Origin of the sequence: Aeromonas sp. QDB14 (assembly GCF_027707845.1) — a bacterium.
In the GTDB taxonomy this organism is placed as follows: Bacteria; Pseudomonadota; Gammaproteobacteria; order Enterobacterales; family Aeromonadaceae; genus Aeromonas; species Aeromonas caviae.
In genome coordinates this window covers 13,888-32,988 of the sequence record NZ_JAPCJD010000045.1, presented here as the reverse complement: position 1 = coordinate 32,988, position 19,101 = coordinate 13,888, and the positions used below count along the sequence as shown (strand labels likewise).

Genomic DNA, 19,101 nt, shown 5'->3' with positions numbered 1-19,101 from the left:
GGCCATGATCTCGCACCTCAGTAACTGTACGTAAGATCAGTATAGCTCGTGGTGACTGCTAATCATGGGTAATCAGGAATATCTATCACTAGTCTCCACTGATTCAACACCCATAATACCAACAGATATATCTTCAAGAGTTTTATTTGCAAGTTCAGCTGTTGGCTGACCTTCAAGCATAATTAACTCCTCTCCAGATCTTAAGGATTGAATTAGAAATGGGGAATGCGTAGTACATATGAATTGAATAAGAGGAAATGTTTCACGTAATTTTTCGATAATAGTACGCTGCCACAATGGGTGTAAATGCAGATCCAGCTCATCAATCAATACAATGCCTGATGTTTTCTTAAGAATATCTTCCCCAAGATGTGGGTTTAACCTTGCTGCTTTCTGTGCAATATCTGCGACTAGTGCCAATATAGATCTCTGGCCATCACTAAGAATATGGAAAGGCTGCGTCCCATGTTCCTTTGTCGTTAATAAAAGCTCTTCTCTACCAGCATCATATCGCAATTCTATAGCACCATCGATACAGTTCAAAACAGCCTTTCGAACAATATTCAATATTACTGTCTCTTGCCCTTGCTGAAAAGAACGCCATTCTTGCTTAGCAAACCACTGAATAAATTCCTTTACAGAAATTCGAGGATCTACGCTGTGTAGATACCCATCTAAACGAGTTGGCCTATACGTTTTAGATAGGTTTACTTTAACCTTCCTAGCTCTAGGATCTTGCCAAAGTCGCATCGTTCCATAATAACTTATCAGAGGGAGATTTATTTCCTCATCTAATAGCTCATCACAATATTTTGCTTCTTTTATTAATGCAACAGCTTGTCCATAACGGGTATTACCAGCCTCAGAGGTCTTCGTTCTCTCCCAATGGATACTCTTATCACCAATCATCCCTGTAGCAGAAACCTCTACAGGCCAAGCTTCAAAAAAAGTTGATTCACCACCCTGTATAGAATGAATCAGTGTTGCATCAGATGGTAAAATCCCCCTTCCATCCAATTTTTTTCTAAATCCAAGAAACCATGTTGCAATCGCAATAGATATTGCATCCAATATTGTAGTTTTTCCTGTTGCATTCTGCCCGACAATTAGATTAATGCCTGGGTGAAATACAAATGTTTTTTCTTTATAACAACGAAAATTCTTCAATGTTAATCTATCTAATTTCATAGTATAACCCTCGCAAAGAACCATCATTTAAAATATTAAAACTTCAGTAGCCATCTTCATAATAAAACCTATCACATGATAATAAAAACCCGACACTAATATTCAACTAAAAACCCAAATCAAGCATAAATAATAAAATAACCTACAGGTCCAACCTCTCCGCCAATCCGGAATACCGCTCGGTCTTTTTCCGCACGGCCTGTGCCAGCAGAGCGCGATCGCCGTAGAGATCGAGCCGGGCCTTGGCGCGGGTGATGCCGGTGTAGACCAGCTCGCGGGTCAGGAGCGGGCTGGGGCTGTCGGGCAGCACCAGCACGGTATGGGCAAACTCCGAGCCCTGGGATTTGTGGATGGTCATGGCGTAGACCGTCTCATGGGGGGGCAAGCGGCTGGGCAGCAGGGCCCGCAGGGTGCCGTCCGGCTGCTCGAACCACACCTTGAGGCGACCGGTGTCATCGGGCAGGCAGAGCCCCATGTCGCCGTTGTAGAGGCCGACCCCGTGGTCGTTGCGCACCACCATCACCGGACGGCCCGCATACCAGTCGCCGTCACGCTGGATCAGCCCTGCCTTGGCGAGGGCCAGTTCGAGCCGCTCGTTGAGCCCCGTCACCCCGAAGGGGCCGTCCCGCAGGGCGCAGAGGATCTGGAAGCCGTTGAACGCCTTGAACACCGCCGCCGGATCCTCGCCGGCCCGGGCCGCCTTGAGGTAGCTGCCGTAACCGGCGACCCCCTGGGCAATCAAGGCGTCGTAAGCCTCCCCCGCCCAGGGGTGCAGGCGGATATCGGCAAAGCCCATACCCCAGACCGCCTCCACCGCCGCCCCGTCGCCGCTGTTGCAGGCCCGCGCCAACTGGCCTATGCCCGAATGCTGGTCAAAGCGCCAGCTCTTGGAGAGCAAACAGAGGCTGTCGCGCACACTGGCCCCCGCTGGCGTGCCCTGCAGGCGATAGCCGGTCTGGCGGGAGAGCCAATCCGCCTGCGCCGGGCTGATGCCCTGCTCGATAAAGCTGCAGATATCCCCGAGCACGGCCCCCGCCTCCACCGAGGCGAGCTGATCCTTGTCGCCGAGCAGGATGAGGCGGGCATGGCGGGGCAGCGCGTCCAGCAGGCGCGCCATCATGGGCAGGTCCACCATGGAGGCCTCGTCCACCACCAGCAGGTCGAGGTGCAGCGGGTTGCCTCTGTGATGGCGGAACTGGCTGCGCCCCGGAATGACCCCAAGCAGCCGGTGCAGGGTGCCCGCCTCGGTGGGGATGGCCTGTACCCACTCGGGGGGCAGATCCAGGGCCTGCAGGGCAGCGCCGATACTCTCGGTGAGGCGCGCCGCCGCCTTGCCGGTGGGGGCCACCAGCCGGATCGCCGGGGCCTTGCCCCCTTGCAGGCCGGTCTCCACCAGGATGGCGAGGAGCTTGGCCACCGTGGTGGTCTTGCCGGTGCCGGGGCCGCCGGAGATGACCGCGAAGGGGCGCGCCGCCGCGGTGGCCGCCGCCAGCTTCTGGCCGTTGCAGCAGAGCGCCTCGGGCACCAGGGTATCCAGCCGCTCCAGCTCGCTGGCCGCCTGGGCGCTTTTTAGCAGGGTCTCCACGGCGGGCCACTCCACCTCATGGGGGAAGACCAGATCCAGGTACTTCTCCACAAAGTGGCGGACGGAGAAATCCGGCGCGAGGCGGGCCTTGAGCAAGGCCCCGAACACCAGGCCGTAGTCGCGGGCAAAGAGGCGCGACAGGGCCGGGGCAATCTCCGGCCATTCGGCCCGTTCACTCAAGGCGCTAAGGTGGCGGGCCACCCCCAGCTCAAAGTCGTGGTAGCGGGTGAGGTAGAGGCGATCCCCCCAGAGTCGCAGGGGCCAGCGGGGGCTCTCCCCCTCCTCCTGTTCGCTCCCCACCAGGGGACTGGCCGCAAAGAGGGCGGGCCAGCTTGCAGGATCCGCGAGATCCGCCAGCAGATCCCGGCTCTGATCCGGATCCAGCCCGAAGGGGCGCGAGGATCCCTGCCCGTCACCGCCCTGAGCGAGCATCGCCAGCGGCAGGCAGACGTGGCCGCGCCCCAGCTCATGGCAGGCGAGCGCGGCCCCCAGCACCAGCTCGGGGCAGCCGCCAAGGTCGGCCACCAGCCTGGCAAATTGCAGGTCAAGCTGGCGGATGCGCCCCGCCAGCGCCAAGGCTTTCAGCCGCTCTATCATGGTTTCGCCCTTCATCTCGCCCCTCATGCCTCTGCCTTGTTCGATTTTTCTAAACGATGATCGTCAGACGTCACACCTTTACTAAACAACTCGTCCAGCCCCTGCACCAGTTCCCGGCTGGGCCTGGCATGGAAAATGCCCCCCTGGGGCATGCCGCGCAGGAAGAGATAGAAGACCCCGCCAAAATGCCGGTCGAAATCGTAGCCCGGCAGCCGCAAGGCGAGCAGCCGATGCAGCGCCAGCGAATAGAGCTGGTATTGCAGATCGTAGCGATGCTCGCGCATGGCCTGCTCCAGGGCCGGGCGGCCGTAATCGGCGGGGCTCATGCCAAGGTGGTTCGATTTGTAGTCGAGCAGATACCAGCGCCCCTGCCACTCGAACACCAGATCGATAAAGCCCTTGAGCATCCCCTGCACGGTGGCAAAACCGAGCGGCTTGCCGCCCCGCGACAGGGGGTCGTGCTGCTGGCAGAGTGCGGTCAGCGCCGGTGCCGTCACCCGCCCCATGGGCAGGAAGAACTCCAGCTCCACCTGTTTGCGCTCGGGGGCCAGATCCCGCAGCCGCACCGGATCCCCAAGGCCGGTCTCAAGGGGGGTATCCAGCACCGCCTCCACCTGCTGTTGCAGCACGGGGGCCCAGCCTTCGTCGAACCCCTCCTGGGTCAGCAGGGCGGCGATGTGCTGTGCCAGCGACTCGCCCTTCGCGTGCTCGAAGTCGATGGTCTCGAACAGGCTGTGGAGCAGGGTGCCGGGACGCGCCCCTTTCGGGAAGGTGAAGATGGAAGGGGCGGGCGCCTCCTCTTCCTGCACGGTGACGGCGGCCTCGGTGGCCACCTCGTCGTCGAAGCCGGGGTTGGCCAGCACCCCCTTGCCGTGGCCGTTGCCCTGGGCCGCGAGCCCGGAGTAGGAGCTGATCCACCAGTCCCGCTCAAGCTGCCCCTGGAACGCGCGCACGCTGGGCTCCCCCGGCGTCTCCGCTTCGGCGGGCAGCGGGGCCGGGCGGGTGAGCGAGGGCTCACCGACAGCCACCCCCGGCAGGGCCTGGGCCAGGTCGGTGAGGGCGGTCGCCAGTGTCCCGGCGTCCCCTTCCTCCCCCTTTTGCAGCAGGTAGCCGATGGCGGTGCGGTGCAGGTCGGTCTTCTCCGACTTGCCCGCCCCGGAGCGCACCGGCGCCAGCCCGAGCCAGGTGGCATAGACCCCCCGGGTCAGGGCCACGTAGAGCAGGCGCAAGTCTTCGGCGAGGCGCTCCTTGTCGGCCTCGGCCAGGGACTCTTCGGCGCCGGTGAGATCGAGCACGGTGCGATTGCCCGCCTCCCCCGTTTCGTGGAACAGGGGGGTGTCGGCGGCGCGGTGGCTGCAAATGAACGGCAGGAAGACCAGCGGGTACTCCAGCCCCTTGGATTTGTGGATGGTGACGATCTGCACCAATTTCCGCTCGGACTCCAGGCGAAGTATCTGCTCCCCGTCCTGGCCGTTGGGCTGGCTCACCGCCTCCCCGAGCCAGCGCAGCAGGGCGTACTCCCCGTCCAGCTCGCCGCTCGCCTGTTGCAGCAGTTCGCCGAGATGGAGGAAGTTGGTCAGCCGCCGCTCCCCGTAGGGGCTCGCCAGCAGGGAGGCGGCGAGGTTGCGCCCGTGCATCAGGGCCCGCAGCATGGCCAGCACCCCGTGGCGATGCCAGACCGCGCGGTATCCCATGAACTCCTGCACCGCGCTCTCCCAGGCCCGCTCGTCCGAGGCCAGCGCGTCCAGGGCCCTGGCATCGAGATCGAACAGGCCGGTGGCAAGCGCTGCCCTAAGGCTTCGCTCATCGCTCGGGTTCTGGCAGGCGTGCAGGATCAGCAGGATCTCCCGCGCCTCCACCTGGGCCAGCACGCTCTCGCGGTTCGACAGATAGACGGAGGCGATGGCAAGGCGCGCCAGCTCCTGCTGCACCAGCTTGCCCTCGGCGCCGGTGCGCACCAGCACGGCGATATCCCCGGCCCTGACCGGCTCGCTGCCGAGCATCGCCTTGCCCTCCCGGGCCAGCGTGAGCAGGCGATGGATCTCCGCCGCCGTGGCGCGGGCCATCCTGCTCTGGTACTCCCCCTTGTTGAAGGTGGGCTGACCGGTGAGCTGCCAGCAGTGCAGCACGGGGGCGCTCTGCCCCTCGATCAACAGTGCCCGGCTCTTGCCCTGCGCCTCCACCGGCAGGAAGGGGATGTCCGCCTCGTAGATGAAGGGATCCTTCGCCCGCTCGAACAGGCCGTTGACCGCCGCCACCAGGGCGCGGCTTGAGCGCCAGTTGCGCCCCAGGGTGTAGTGGGCGCTCACATTTCGCCGCGCCTGGATGTAGGTAAAGATGTCGGCGCCACGAAAGCCGTAGATGGCCTGCTTGGGGTCGCCGATCATCAGGAGCGCCGTGTCCTGGTGACCGCCGTAAAGGCGGTGGAAGATGCGGTACTGCTGGGGGTCGGTATCCTGGAATTCATCGATCATGGCGACCCGGTAGGTGGCGCGGATGCGCTCGCACAGCCGCTCCCCCAGGCCCGAGCCGAGCGCCCCGTCGAGATCCCGCAGCAGATCGTCGAAGGAGAGCTGATGGGCCTGGCGCTTGCTCTCCTGCATCCGGCTGCGCACCACCCTGGCCGCCCGCTGCAAGACGAGATCCCGGATGCCGGGTCGGCTCGCCAGCAGGACGTCTATCTCGCCAAAGAGCGGCAGGGTGGGCACCGCTCCCCCCTTCTTGAGGTTCTCCTCCAGTACCTGCTGGCCGAAGCGCTCCAGCTCCTTGGGGAGGACGTAGCCGCTGGCCTCGTCCTGCGCCCAGTCGCCAATCTTGGCAAGCCAGCCCTCGTAGTTCTTGCCGGTGTAACGGCTGATCTGCCCCTCGGTCTGGCGGCGGATCTCGTCCGTCTGCGCCAGCCACCCGGCCTTCACCGCCCCGATGCGGGCCATGGCGACGCTGTGCCGCGCCGCCAGGGTCTCGTCCCCCGCCACCGGGCGGATCTCCAGCTCGTCGTTGTCGAGCCAGCTCCCCATCTCCCGCAGCAGGGCGGCGGGGCTCGACCAGAGCCTTCGCACCGCCCGGGCCAGGGGCTGATCCACCGGATAGAACTCGGCGCGCCAGTAGTCACTCACCGCCTGCAGCCGGAGCCGGCTGTCGTCGGTCAAAAATTCGGTTTCAAAGAGGGCGCCCGACTCGAAGGCGTTCTGCCTGAGCATCCGCTGGCAGAAGCCGTGGATGGTGAAGACCGCCGCCTCGTCCATCTGCCGCTCGGCGGCCAGCAGGCGACGGGCCGCCAGGTCGTGATCCTCCACCTCCGCCAGCAGTTGGGCCAGCAGGGTGTCCGTGCTGTGGCCGCGCATAAAGGCGAGACGCGCCTCGTGGATGCGGGCGCGGATCCGCCCCCTCAGTTCGGCGGTGGCCGCCTCGGTAAAGGTCACCACCAGGATCTCGGTCACCGACAGGGGACGCTCGTGGGCACAGGGCTGACCGGCGTCTCCCCCCTCCTCGCCTGCTTCTTCGATAACCGGGCCGTGGCCCAGCAAGAGGCGCAGATAGAGGCCCGCGATGGTATAGGTCTTGCCGGTCCCGGCGGAGGCCTCGATCAGCCGCTCGCCATAGAGGGGAAAACGCAGGGGATTGAGCGGGTTAGCCATTATTGCAACTCCTCCAGCGCCTGATGGAGCGGGGTCAGGTGTTCACGGGCCAGCCCCTGCAACTGGGCCAGCACCTCGTCATCGAGTTCCGGGAAGCAGCGGGCGACATAGACGTCCTGCCCCTCTCCCGTCACCATGTAGCCGCCGTTGAAGCGGGCAAGCGCCGCCTTGTCGGCCTCCTCCGGCTTTGCCGGATCCTTCTCGATCGCCCTGAGCCACTCCCAGGCGGTGCTCGGGAAGAAGGGCAGCGGCCGCTTCATCCCCTGGGTCCAGAGAGCCACCAGGGCCGCCAACCTGGGCCGCGCCTCGTCCGCCGCAAGCCTTGGCAGCCGCAGACTCTGTTTGGCATCGAACAGCAGGGTGTCGCCGGGGGCGCTGCTCAATGAGAGGCAAAGGTGCTGGATCCAGGCCAGCAGCAGATCCTTGCCGTTGAAGCTGCCGGGTTTGACCACCAGCGCTCGTCCCTTCTGGGTGTCTATCCAGCCCTGAAGCTGCCCCTGGGCCAGGGCAATGTCGATCTCCACCGCCTGTTTGTCCCCCGTCCAGGGACGCAGCCGCGCCGCCAGCTTGCCCATCTCGCCGTCGATCTCCTCCAGCAGCAGGCTGCCGAACCACCCTTGCGGCAGCAGGCCGGAGAGTTGCAGCCGGTGGCGACGGGCCTCGCTCTCCCCTTCGGTCAGATGGGCATCCAGCAGCAGCGCCTTGAGCTGATAGTGCTGCAGGCCGTCCAGCTCGAAGGGCTCGCTGTCTTCGATGGTCGCCTCCTCCAGCTCGAACCACACCTTGAGGCGGCGGTTGAGGAAGTACCTGGCGGGCTGGCGATAGAAGCGCAGCAGCTCCGCCAGCTCCAGCCCCTGCTCCCTGCCCCACTCTGCGGGCAGGGGCAGATCGCCGCTCTGGAAGTTGGCGGCCCCCCGCTCGGGGTTCAGGGCCGGCAGCCAGTCGGCGGCATAGGTGAAGAGACCGGAGCCGGGCTCGGGGTAAAAGTAGGCCGGGCTGTAGGGGGTGAGGGGGTGCGCCACGATCAGGTGTTCGAGCAGCCGCTGGCCCGAGGTGTCGTCGTCGAGATCTTCATCCCCCGCCAGCACGAAGCCCTGGCGCACGTAGTCGATGAGCTCCGCCAGCAGCACGGAGGGCACCTTCTGGCTGTTGTCCTGGGCGCTGAACCCCTGATAGCTGATGTAGAGCCCCTGCTGGGCACTGAGGAGCGCCTCGAGGAAGAGGTAGCGGTCGTCATCCCGGCGGGATCGGTCCCCGCGCCGCGAGGCCACCGCCATCAGATCGAAGCCCATGGGAGGCAGGGTGCGCGGGTAGACGCCGTCGTTCATGCCGAGCAGGCAGACCTGACGGAAGGGAATTGAGCGCATCGGCATCAGGGTGCAGAAGTTGACCTGACCGGCGAGGAAACGCTGGCTGGAGCGGGACTCCCCCAGCACGCTGCCGAGGTAGTCCTGCAACAGGTCGGCACTGATGGCCTGCTCGAAGCGGGCCTCGCCGAGCTGGGCCTGCCAGTCGGTGAGCTGGCTGCGGATGAGCTGGAGCTGGCGCTCCTCATCCTCGTCGGCCAGATAGAAGCGATCCAGCAGCGCGTTGAGGCAGGCGTGCCACTCGGGCAGCGGCTGCGCCTGTTGCAGCCGGGGCAGAAATTCCGCCAGGGAGTCGACAAACCAGGCTAGCTTGCCCAGCGCCAGCCCCTGCTGACCCTCGATGTCCGCATAGGGCAGGATCCCGGCCACGGGCTCGCCGTCCCCCATGGCGAAGCCCAGCAGCATGCGGCGCAGGCCGAACAGCCAGCTGTTGCCGGACAGACGCGGCAGATCGAAGCGCTCCGGGTAGCCGTCGTCCAGCCCCCAGCGGATGCCGGTCTCCTGCACCCAGCGCCGCAGCTGGTTGAACTCGTCGTCGTCCAGCTCGAAGCGGCGCAGCACGGCGGGCACCTCGAGAATGGCGAGCAGCTCCCCCGCCCCGAAGCGGGCGTTCGGCAGCCTGAGCAGGGCGAGGAAGCTCTGCAGCAGCGGGCTTTCCTGGCTCGCCGCCCGGTCGGAGATCGCGAAGGGGATCCGGCCGCGGGCGCCGCCGCTCTCCTTGCCAAAGACGGCCTGGATGTAGGGGCCGTAGCTGTTCACGTCCGGCATCATCACCACCACGTCCTTGGGGGTGAGGGTGGGATCCTGCTCGAACAGCGCCAGCAGGCGGTCGTGCAGCACCTCGAGCTCCCGCATGGGGCCGTGGCAGGCGTGGATCTGCAGGGAGCCGTCCGCCGGGTCGATGGGGCTCTTGTGGTGGCTGACGTCGAGGCTGAACTCGCCTGCCCCCCGTTCGGCCAGCTCCAGCACGTCCTTCTGGATGGCCCGCAGCAAGGTGACCTTGCCCTCATCGTCGCGATCCTCGATGTCGACGAAGGCCTCGATCTGCGGCACCTCCAGCTCCATCAGCTGGTGCAGGTAGTCACGCCCCAGCTTGCCCATGGAGGCGAGCAACGGATTGGCGGGGCCCTGCAGGGTCTCGAGATCCGTGCCGGGCTTGAGCTTGTTTTCGAGGCGGGCCAGGGTCTTGCGATCGAGCAAGTCCCCCCAGTAGTAGCGGCAGGGGTTGGTCACAAACAGGTGTACCTCCACCTCGGGGCGGCTGCCGAGGGCCAGCAGGGCCTCCACGTAGCGGGGCGGCAGGGCCGAGATGCCGAACACGAAGACCCGTTGCGGCAGCCTGCCCGGCAGATCCCGGGTGCGCTCCAGCTCGTGGATGAAGGCCTCGTAGAGGTTGGCGCGGTGGTAGCCGCTGGGGCTGAGGGCCAGGGTGCGGGCCACCAGCTCGCGCCAGAGCTCGGGCTGCCAATCCTGACCGCTCACCCCGGCCAGCTCCTGGCTCAATCCTTCCCCCTCTTCCCAGCGGGCGATCCAGTCCGGCCGGTAGACCAGATACTGGTCGAACAGATCCGCCACCTTCTGGCAGAGCTGCCAGAGCCGCACCTGCTCCGGCGCCGCCCCGTCACTGCCCCCCAGATAGGTCGCGAGGGGCGCAAAGGCGGGTCTGCCGAGCAGGGTGGGCAGAATGGTCATCAGGTGCCAGCTCATGGCTCCCTTGTTGTAGGGGCTCTGGCGCGGCACGTCCGCCAGCACCCGGGTGAACATCTCCCAGATGAAACTCGCGGGCAGGGGAAAGTCGATGTTGGCGGCGATGCCGAACGCCTTGGCCAGCTCCAGCTTGAGCCACTGGGCCATGCCGGGACTCTGCACCAGGATCTGCTCCCGATCGAAGGGGTGGGAGAGCGGAGCCTGCCGGATGCGGCTCACCAGCAGCTCCTTGAGCAGATCCAGCTGATTGGAGTGGTAGAGGGTAAACATGGACGACTCCCGCCAATTTCATGAAGAGGGGGTGCGCGGGGGGGACACTCTCTGGCATTCCCGTCACGGCACGCGAATCGGGATTGTCGGGGATCGGGGGATAAGATGCAAAAGGCACTTGTGGCGTCCGGACTGCGCGCCGTCACACAGATGGCATCCCCGGGAAGCGGGCACAAAAAAGCCGGTGCAGGGCACCGGCCAAAAGGCGTTGGAAAACTTGAAACGTCAGGGTATTACCAGTGCTTGCCGAGGCGGGCATCCAGGCTGAAAGCCCCTGCACCGGCCGCCGCCAGGGCCAGGAAACCACCGGCCACGGAGACGTTCTTCATGAACATCAGCATCTGCATCTGCATCTGCTCGGCAGGCTGATAGTGGAAGATGAAGGCGGCCATCAGGGTGAAACCGGCCAGCAGCACAGAGAGGCTGCGGGTAAACAGGCCCAGCATGATGGCAAGACCGCCACCCAGCTCCAGCAGGATCACCAGGGGCAGCATGAACCCGGGCACGCCCATGGCTTCCATGTAACCCTGGGTACCGGCGTAACCGCCGATCTTGCCCCAGCCAGCCATCACGAACATCAGCGCCAGCAGTACACGACCCACCAGCAGTGCCACATCTTTCATCTTGTCCATCGTCATATTCCTTTGCTTACCATCATGGTATTTACAGTGTAAAAGCTAATTGTTAACTCATTCATTTCGCCAAGATTTTTCTATCAAGGCAGGTCAAACAGCAGGGCTTCACTCCCCCTGGAGGCGGTGAGCACCCAGCTCGACTCGTCGCGGCTGAGCAGCCCGTCGCCGGGTCGGGCAGCCAGACCGTTGCCGGTCAGCTCCCCTGAAATCATGTGCAGGTAACCATGACGCCCTTGCAATGCCCACTCGAGGGTCTCCCCTTCTGCGAGCTGCAGACGCCACACTCTGGCCTGCTGGCGGATCCTGAAGGATCCCGCCTCGCCGTCCGGTGACGCCACCAGCGTCATCCCGGGCTTGTTTTCAATCTTCTTCTGCTGATAACCCGGGGTCGTGCCGTGTTCATTCGGCTCGATCCAGATTTGCAGCAGGGAGAGCGGCTCGGTCTGCGAGGGGTTGTACTCGCTGTGCCGGATGCCGGACCCTGCGCTCATCAGCTGGAAATCCCCCGCCGGGATCTGCTCGGCGTGGCCGAGGCTGTCCTTGTGCTCTATGGTGCCTTGCAGCACGCAGGTGAGGATCTCCATGTTGGCGTGAGGGTGGGTCGCGAAACCGCCACCCGGCGCCACCCGATCCTGATTGATGACCCGCAGAGCAGAGTGCCCCATCCATTCCGGGTCATAGTAGTGACCGAAGGAGAAGCTGTGACGGGCATCCAGCCAGCCAAAGTTGGCCTTGCCCCGTGCTTCTGCGGCTCTCAATTTCATCATGGTGTGCTCCTCACTGACCAAGTTGGTTCATTAACGCTGGCGACCGTCACCCAGACCGAAGGGGATGCGGTAGCTGCTGCTTTCGTTGCCCAGGCTCACCGTCAGCTTGCCCTGGGTGCGGCTCGGGATGGCGACCTGCTGGGTGCCCATCAGGTTGGCGTGGACGGAAGCCAGCAGATCACCGGACTCGTCGCGCACCTCCAGCATGGGGTTGGCCTTGCCGTCCATCGCGGCGGTGGCGCTCCAGTTGACGAACAGCACGCCCGGGGCGGCATTGAAGTCAGCGGGAACGGAAGCCTGGGCGGCACCTGCGGTCATCAGGCCTGCAACGGCCAGCATCTTGATTACGTTTTTCATGTTCATTCACTCTCTTGGGTTTTATGTCATTGCCAAGGCCCCTTGGGCCCGAATCAATGCATCCATGCAAGAGATCATTCAAATACTATGTTGTTCTTTTGCTGACATCAGACATCGTGTTTGGGGATGTCTCAGCCCGGAACTACCTTTTATTTGGCTGCCAGGCGTTCCTGCCTAAGCGTTGATTGAATATTAAAGTGACTTCCCCTAAGTTGTTAGCGAGATAATCTGGTAAACACATTCAAAAAAATTGAAGGTTGGATATGGCCAAGGAATCGAACAAGGAGCGGGCGCTGACCCTGGAGGCGATCCGGGTGCTGGACGCCATCGACCGTCGTGGCAGCTTCGCGGCGGCGGCCGACGAGCTGGGCAAGGTGCCTTCGGCGCTGAGCTACACGGTACAAAAGCTGGAAGACGAGCTGGACGCCATGCTGTTCGACCGCAGCGGCCACAGGACCAAGTTCACCCCGGCGGGCCGCATGCTGCTGGAGCGGGGCCGGGTGCTGCTGGAGGCGGCCGAGCACCTGGTGGGGGAGACCCGGGCCCTCTCCCGTGGCTGGGAGACCGACATCACCATCGCCGTCGATGCCTTGATGCCGGTACAGGCTCTCTACCCCCTGGTGGATCGGCTGGCCGAACAGACCGATACCCGGCTGAGGTTTCGCGCCGAGGTGCTGGCGGGCAGTTGGGAGTGCCTGGAAGATGGCCGCGCCGACCTGCTCATCTCCTCCCTCAATGCCGATATCGCCATGACCGGCATCAAGCACCAGGTGCTCAGGGAGGAGGTGATGCTCTACGTCGCCCACCCCGATCACCCCCTGCATCAGGAACCCGAGCCCCTGGCGGACGAGACCCTGCGCCGCTATCGCGCCATCGCGGTGGCCGACACGGCACTGCGCAAGCCGGTGCTCACCTACCGCCTGCTCGACAAGCAGCCGCGCCTGACCGTCAGCACCATGGGGGAGAAGCGGGACGCCCTGCTGGCGGGGCTCGGCATCGGCACCATGCCGCAACGCTGGATTGAAGAGGACATCAAGGCGGGCAGGCTCAAGGTGATCAGTCCCGAATATCGCCACCAGATCCAGGTCGTGCTGGCCTGGCGGAGAGACACCATGGGCAAGGCCAAGAGCTGGCTGGTGCGGGAGATCCCCAAGCTGTTTGCCGGTCAGGGGGAATAAAGGACTGCCTTCCGGGGTCGGTGGCGCAGGAAGTACCAAAACTGCGCCCCATTCTTGACGACGGGCTCAGATTCGGAGAAAAGAAAAAAAGCGGACCTCTTGCGAGTTCCGCTCAATGCCAGGAAAGAATAAAACCTTGCGGTTAAAAAAACCCTTAAATTGGAAGCAAACAATCGTTTTCTCAACCAGGAAGGTATTGAATCCGATTCGTGTTGAATTATGTGCGATGTAATATGCATCACCAGCAAAATGTTGAAAGGTTGAAGGATATGCACCACCGAGTGTCACTTTCTGCCACCTTGCACCACAACTGGTCAGGCCATTTCCGCCATTATCACCGGGTTACCCTCCTCTGGTTTTTCTAGGTGTCAAAATTTGAGCCCGATACAGACAAACCACTCAATTTCTGACACGACTAAAAATGCAGATAAAGGAATAGTTGCATGACCTACAGCCAGACACTGGCCAATCACATCCTCGACACCCTGAAGAAAACCCTGACTGACAAGGGGATCCGCTATCAGACCCTGGCAGAAGCCATGGGGGTTTCCATCGCCACCGTGAAGCGCATGATGAACAAGCCCTCCCTGCCGTTCGACACCCTGCTGGAGATCTGCCATCTGGTGGGACTCTCCTTCGAAGAGCTGCTGGACCGGACCCAGGATGCCCAGAGCCGCCGGGCCGTCTTTACCCAGGAGCAGGACGAGGCGTTTCACAAGGAGCCGGGGCTCTATGCCTTCCTCGCCAACATTTTCTGGCGCGACAAGACCCTTATCGATCTCAAGCGGGAGTACGGCCTGACCGATGCCTCCTGCTACCTCTATCTGCGCAAGCTGGAGAAGCTCGGCATCCTGCAGCTTGGCATCGACAACAGCTACCACTTCCTCATCAGCGAGCGCATCAGCTTCGAGCAGCACAGCCGCTTCGCCCGCCAGCAGGCGCGCCAGGCCATGTCGGTGCTGGGGGACTATCTGGTGGAGAACATGCACAGGCCCAACAACTACATGGCGCTGTGCCAGCTCCATCTGGGGGAGAGCGAGGCCATGGCGCTGATCGATCGCATGAAGGAGTACTGGCATCAGGAGCTCAAGCTCAACCGCCCCGCCATCGGCCAGCGGGAGGGCAGCAAGACCTACACCATGTCGCTGCAACTGGCGGACTGCGGCTACCAGAGCTTCGACGATCTGATCCCCAACATCGACAACTGATCCCGGTGGATCCTGCGGGATCCGCCATGTCAGTCCCAGAACGCCGCTACTCTGCCAGTTGCACCTGCCGCGCGCCGGTGGCGAGCGGTTGCAGTGCCCGGGTATCCAGGCAGATGCGGATGGCGTCCGGTCGCCAGTGCTCGATGTCGCAATCCACCAGCTTCCCCCCCTCGTCATGATTGACCCGCACCAACCGCAACACGGCGCTCCCCTGGGCCAGGTTGAGAGCGCGGGCTATCTCTCCCCGGGCCGCCGACGGGGTGATCTCGAGGCTCGCCCAGCCCTGGCCTATGCCATAGCGCTGCCGGTAGAGCTCGGTGAGGGAGCTGGCCAGGGGAGCGCTGGCGATGCCGGGGAAGCGGCTCGCCAGCAGGTGATGGCTGACGTGGAGCACGGGGCGACCGTCGATCAGCCGCTGGCGGCGAATTTCATACAGCGGCGTGAAAGGTTCCAGTCCCATCCAGTGGCACAACTCGCTGCTGGCAAGCTGGTTGCCATGGGCCAGCACCCGGGTCTCGGCGGTGCGCCGCTGCTCGCCAATCCACTGGTGAAAGTGGGTGTGGATGGCGGGATCGTAGGTGAGGCGAGGCGGCGCCACGAACCAGCCACGCCGCTCGGCCCGGTAGATGAGGCCGTCCGCCTCGAGGCTGGAGAGTGCCTCCTTGATGGTGATGCGGGTGGTGGCGAATCGCTCGCTCAGCGCCCGTTCGGCGGGCAGCTGCTGCCCCCCCGCCAGGTGTCCGCTGCCGATATAGCGGCGCAGGGTCCGGCAAATCTGTTCGCACTTGGAGGGTGTGCGGCCATCGGCCATCCCCTGTTCACTCAATCGCTCTGTCACTGTCACATCCCTGTCGGTCATTCGGATTTGCACACCACTGGAGTAGACCAGAGGTTGTCGACCCCGAGTTGTAACCGCCCCTGATGACAGCGCCATGACAGGGCGATTGTCACGAAACTGCCATCAAAGCGCCCCGCCACCGTCATAATTCCCCTCTAGCATCCCTCTCGAACCTTAACTGACCTAGTCCAGAGGGATGGGATGATGAAAAGCGTGATCGCAAGTGCACTGGCCCTGGTGGCCATCAGTCAACCGCTGTTTGCCGCCGAGAACATCGCGGATCTCGAAAAAGCCGCCCGCGGTGAGGGCCAGCTCCAGAGCGTCGGCATGCCGGACAGCTGGGCCAACTGGAAGGATACCTGGCAGCAGCTCGGCAGCATCTACGGCATCAAGCATCAGGATACCGACATGAGCTCCGCCCAGGAGATCGCCAAGTTCGCCGCCGAGAAGGCCAACGCCACCGCCGACATCGGCGACGTGGGCGGCGCCTTCGGCCCGGTGGCGGTCAAGCAGGGGGTCACCCAGCCCTACAAGCCCTCCACCTGGGCCGACATTCCCAACTGGGCCAAGGATGCGGACGGCCACTGGATGCTGGCCTATACCGGCACCATCGCCTTCCTGATCAACAAGGATCTGGTCAAGGCCGCCCCCACCAGCTGGCAATCCCTGCTGGGTGGCGACTACAAGGTGACCCTGGGTGACGTGGGCGTCGCCTCCCAGGCCAACAACGGCGTGCTGGCGGCGGCCTATGCCACCGGCGGCAGCGAGAAGAATCTGAAACCCGCCCTGGATCTGTTCGGCAAGCTGGCCAAGCAGGGCCGTCTGTCGCTGAACGACCCGACCATCGCCAACATCGAGAAAGGCGAAGTGGAAGTGGGGGTGCTGTGGGACTTCAACGCCCTCAACTACCGCGACCAGATCGACCCCAAGCAGTTTGATGTGGTGATCCCGAGCGACGGCTCCGTCATCGCCGGCTACACCACCATCATCAACAAGTGGGCCAAGAACCCCAACGCCGCCAAGTTGGCGCGGGAATACATCCTCTCCGATGCAGGTCAAATCAACCTGGCCCGTGGCTACGCCCGCCCCATTCGCAGCAACGTGACCCTGCCGGATGACGTCAAGGCCAAGCTGCTGCCGGCCGAGCAGTACGCCAATGCCAAGCCGGTGCAGGATCACGCCGCCTGGGAGCAGAGCTCCAAGGCCCTGCCGCGCCAGTGGCAGGAAACCGTCATGATCAACATGCAGTAAGGAGCGGCCAGTGCAACACAAGGTGATAGTGGTACTTGTGGATGGCCTGGCAGCAGAGGTAGCCCATTGCATGGGCTACCTCTGTGGCATGGTGGAGGCAGAGCGCGGCCTGCATACGACCCTGAGTGCCGCCCTCCCCTCCCTCTCCCGCCCTCTCTACGAGTGCATCCTGACCGGCTTGCCGCCGGTGGCGAGCGGCATCACCTACAACGGGGTGAATCGCCTGAGCCAACACGACTCCATCTTCCATCTGGCCCGGGCCGCGGGCAAACGCACCGCAGCGGCGGCCTACCACTGGGTGAGCGAGCTCTACAACCAGAGCCCCTGGCTGGCGGCCCGCGATCGCTTCACTCACGATGAGCAACTGCCCATCCAGCACGGCTGCTTCTACTGGGATGACGCCTACCCCGACAGCCATCTGCTGATGGACGGCGAGTGGCTGCGCAGCCAGTACGACCCCGATTTTCTGCTGATCCACCCCATGGGAGTGGACGATGCGGGCCACCAGTTTGGCCTCGATTCCCGCCAGTACCGCAATCAGGCGCGCCGCATGGACAGCCTGCTGGCCGACCTGCTGCCCCAGTGGCTGGCAGAGGGGTATCAGGTGGTGATCACCTCGGATCACGGCATGAACAACGATCTCAGCCATGGCGGCACCCTGGCCGAGGAGCGCACTGTGCCGCTCTGGCTCTTTGGCGATGCCTTCGTCGAGCGCTGGCCGGATGGGGTGGCGATCGCCCAGACCCAGCTCTGCGCCCTGATGGCGGATCTGCTGGGAGTTCCCCACGACAAGCCGACAGCCCCTCCGCTGCTCAAGGCGGCCTTTATGCGCGAGGTGCACTGATGATGCCTGCCACCACCGAGATCCTCGCGGATCAACAGGTGAAGCCACGCCGGGTGCGCCGCCACTGGCTGCCGGCCCTGGTGCTGCTGCCCTTTGTCCTCTTGATGATCCTGTTCCAGCTCGCCCCCATGGTGTGGGTGCTGGTGGGCAGCGTCCAGACCCCCGATGGCTGGGGTCTCGACCATTACCGGGAGATTTTGAGCTCCCCCTTCTATCTGCAATCCTTCGGCAACTCCTTGCGCATCGCCGGCATCGCCAGCCTGGCGGGGCTCGCCATCGGCACCCTAGGGGCCGCGGCCCTGCGCCACAGCGGCGAGCGGGTCAAGCGGGTGCTGCTGGCTTTCGTCACCATGACGGGCAACTTCAGCGGCGTGCCGCTGGCGTTCGCCTTCATCATCGTGCTCGGCATCAATGGCGCGGTGACCCTGCTGCTCAAATCCTGGGGCCTCATCGACGGCTTCAACCTCTACTCGGGCAGCGGTCTTATCCTGATTTACACCTACTTCCAGATCCCGCTCGCGTTGCTGCTGCTCTACCCGGCGTTCGACGCCCTGCAGGATGAGTGGCCCCAGGCCGCCGCCCTGCTGGGTGCGAGCAGGGGGCAGTATGTGTGGCACGTGGCCCTGCCGGTGCTGACGCCCGCCTTGCTCGGCACCCTGATCATCCTGTTTGCCAACGCGGTGGGGGCCTATGCCTCTGCCTACGCTCTCACCACCGGCAACTTCAATCTGGTGACCATCCGGGTGGCCAGTCTGGTCTCCGGCGACATCTTCCTCGAGCCGAATCTCGCGGCGGCGCTGGCGGTGATCCTGATGGTACTGCTGGGGGTGGTGACAGCCGCCAACCAGTGGTTGCTGAAAAAGAGCTATGTGAACAAGGGGCAATCCCATGCATGATTTGACGCCGCGCTGGCCCAGATGGGTGCTGGGGGCGCTGGTCGCCACCCTGCTGCTGCCGCTGCTGGCCACCTTTCTCTACTCCATCTCCACCCGCTGGGGGGCGACCCTGCTGCCGGACGGCTTCACCCTCGACTGGTATCTCAAGCTCTGGGGCGACCCGCGCTTTCTGGCAGCCTTTGGCCGAAGCCTCCTGGTCTGTTTCGCCACCCTGTTGCTGGGGACCCTGGTGCTGGTGCCGACCGTGCTGGTGGTGGCCTACTACTTCCCCAAGCTGGATCCCTGGATGAACCTCTTGATCCTGCTCCCCTTCGCGGTGCCGCCCGTGGTCTCCTCGGTGGGATTGCTGCAGATCTACGCCGACGGCGTTTTGCCCATTATCGGCACGCCGTGGATCCTGATCGGCACCTGGTTCACCGTGGTGCTCCCCTTCATGTACCGGGCGCTGGCCAACAGCCTGCAAGGGGTGCCGCTGAAAGATCTGATGGATGCCGCCCATTTGCTGGGGGCCAGCAGTGCCCGCGCCTTCCTGCTGGTGGTGATCCCCTGCCTGCGCAAGGGGCTGCTGGCGGCACTGTTTCTCTCCCTCTCCTTCCTGCTCGGCGAGTTCGTGTTTGCCAACATGCTGGTGGGCACCCGTTACGAGACCCTGCAGGTCTACCTCTACAACATGCGTGCCACCTCGGGCCACTTCACCAGCGCCCTGGTAATGAGCTACTTCCTGCTGACCCTGCTGCTCACCTGGGCAGCCAACAGATTTCATCGGTGAATCAAC

At 63.4% G+C, this 19,101-nt stretch carries 14 protein-coding genes; 6 read left to right on the top strand and 8 right to left on the bottom strand.

Annotation, left to right across the window (positions count from 1 at the left end; genetic code table 11):
• Nucleotides 1–72: 72 nt before the first annotated feature.
• The 7 genes from PG887_RS14680 to PG887_RS14650 form a co-directional block, all read right to left on the bottom strand.
• The gene (locus tag PG887_RS14680; RefSeq protein WP_270822067.1) at nt 73–1,188 is read right to left on the bottom strand and encodes an AAA family ATPase; all 1,116 of its coding nucleotides are present in this window, start codon (nt 1,186–1,188) and stop codon (nt 73–75) included.
• 142 nt (nt 1,189–1,330) lie between these two features.
• A complete protein-coding gene (recD, locus tag PG887_RS14675) occupies nt 1,331–3,385 on the bottom strand; it encodes an exodeoxyribonuclease V subunit alpha (RefSeq protein ID WP_270822066.1) in 2,055 nt (684 codons plus the stop codon).
• 8 nt (nt 3,386–3,393) lie between these two features.
• The gene (gene recB, locus PG887_RS14670; protein WP_270822065.1) at nt 3,394–7,008 is read right to left on the bottom strand and encodes an exodeoxyribonuclease V subunit beta; all 3,615 of its coding nucleotides are present in this window, start codon (nt 7,006–7,008) and stop codon (nt 3,394–3,396) included.
• Complete coding sequence (gene recC / locus PG887_RS14665; protein WP_270822064.1) at nt 7,008–10,352, bottom strand: exodeoxyribonuclease V subunit gamma; 3,345 nt, start codon at nt 10,350–10,352, stop codon at nt 7,008–7,010. The genes recB and recC overlap by 1 nt, the downstream gene beginning before the upstream one ends.
• 233 nt (nt 10,353–10,585) lie before the next feature.
• Nucleotides 10,586–10,984, bottom strand: coding sequence for a DoxX family protein (locus tag PG887_RS14660; RefSeq protein WP_104454900.1), 399 nt, complete (start codon nt 10,982–10,984; stop codon nt 10,586–10,588).
• Between the two features lie 83 nt (nt 10,985–11,067).
• Nucleotides 11,068–11,754, bottom strand: a complete 687-nt coding sequence (locus PG887_RS14655) for a pirin family protein (RefSeq protein WP_010675910.1) — start codon at nt 11,752–11,754, stop codon at nt 11,068–11,070.
• Between the two features lie 30 nt (nt 11,755–11,784).
• Entirely contained in the window at nt 11,785–12,117 is a 333-nt protein-coding gene (locus PG887_RS14650) for a hypothetical protein (protein ID WP_041211883.1), read from the bottom strand.
• A 257-nt stretch (nt 12,118–12,374) separates the two neighbouring features.
• Here PG887_RS14650 and PG887_RS14645 point away from each other — a divergent pair, with 257 nt between their 5' ends.
• Nucleotides 12,375–13,289, top strand: a complete 915-nt coding sequence (locus tag PG887_RS14645; RefSeq protein ID WP_010675912.1) for a LysR family transcriptional regulator — start codon at nt 12,375–12,377, stop codon at nt 13,287–13,289.
• A gap of 443 nt (nt 13,290–13,732) precedes the next feature.
• A complete protein-coding gene (locus tag PG887_RS14640) occupies nt 13,733–14,497 on the top strand; it encodes a helix-turn-helix domain-containing protein (protein WP_010675913.1) in 765 nt (254 codons plus the stop codon).
• Between the two features lie 46 nt (nt 14,498–14,543).
• On the opposite strand, the gene PG887_RS14635 is transcribed toward PG887_RS14640, so the two are convergent.
• Nucleotides 14,544–15,356 (bottom strand): UTRA domain-containing protein, encoded by an 813-nt coding sequence (locus PG887_RS14635; protein ID WP_270822062.1) that lies wholly within the window; start codon nt 15,354–15,356, stop codon nt 14,544–14,546.
• Nucleotides 15,357–15,539: 183 nt separating this feature from the next.
• Here PG887_RS14635 and PG887_RS14630 point away from each other — a divergent pair, with 183 nt between their 5' ends.
• Genes PG887_RS14630 through PG887_RS14615 form a run of 4 tightly spaced genes read left to right on the top strand, consistent with a single transcriptional unit; the run spans nt 15,540 to nt 19,095 of the window.
• Nucleotides 15,540–16,586, top strand: a complete 1,047-nt coding sequence (locus tag PG887_RS14630) for an ABC transporter substrate-binding protein (RefSeq protein WP_270822060.1) — start codon at nt 15,540–15,542, stop codon at nt 16,584–16,586.
• Nucleotides 16,587–16,596: 10 nt separating this feature from the next.
• Nucleotides 16,597–17,430 (top strand): alkaline phosphatase family protein, encoded by an 834-nt coding sequence (locus tag PG887_RS14625; RefSeq protein WP_270822059.1) that lies wholly within the window; start codon nt 16,597–16,599, stop codon nt 17,428–17,430.
• A complete protein-coding gene (locus PG887_RS14620; protein WP_201927691.1) occupies nt 17,430–18,326 on the top strand; it encodes an ABC transporter permease in 897 nt (298 codons plus the stop codon). The genes PG887_RS14625 and PG887_RS14620 overlap by 1 nt, the downstream gene beginning before the upstream one ends.
• Nucleotides 18,319–19,095: an ABC transporter permease gene (locus PG887_RS14615; protein WP_128313525.1), complete on the top strand. Its 777-nt coding sequence runs from the start codon at nt 18,319–18,321 to the stop codon at nt 19,093–19,095. The genes PG887_RS14620 and PG887_RS14615 overlap by 8 nt, the downstream gene beginning before the upstream one ends.
• The last annotated feature ends 6 nt before the right edge of the window (nt 19,096–19,101 follow it).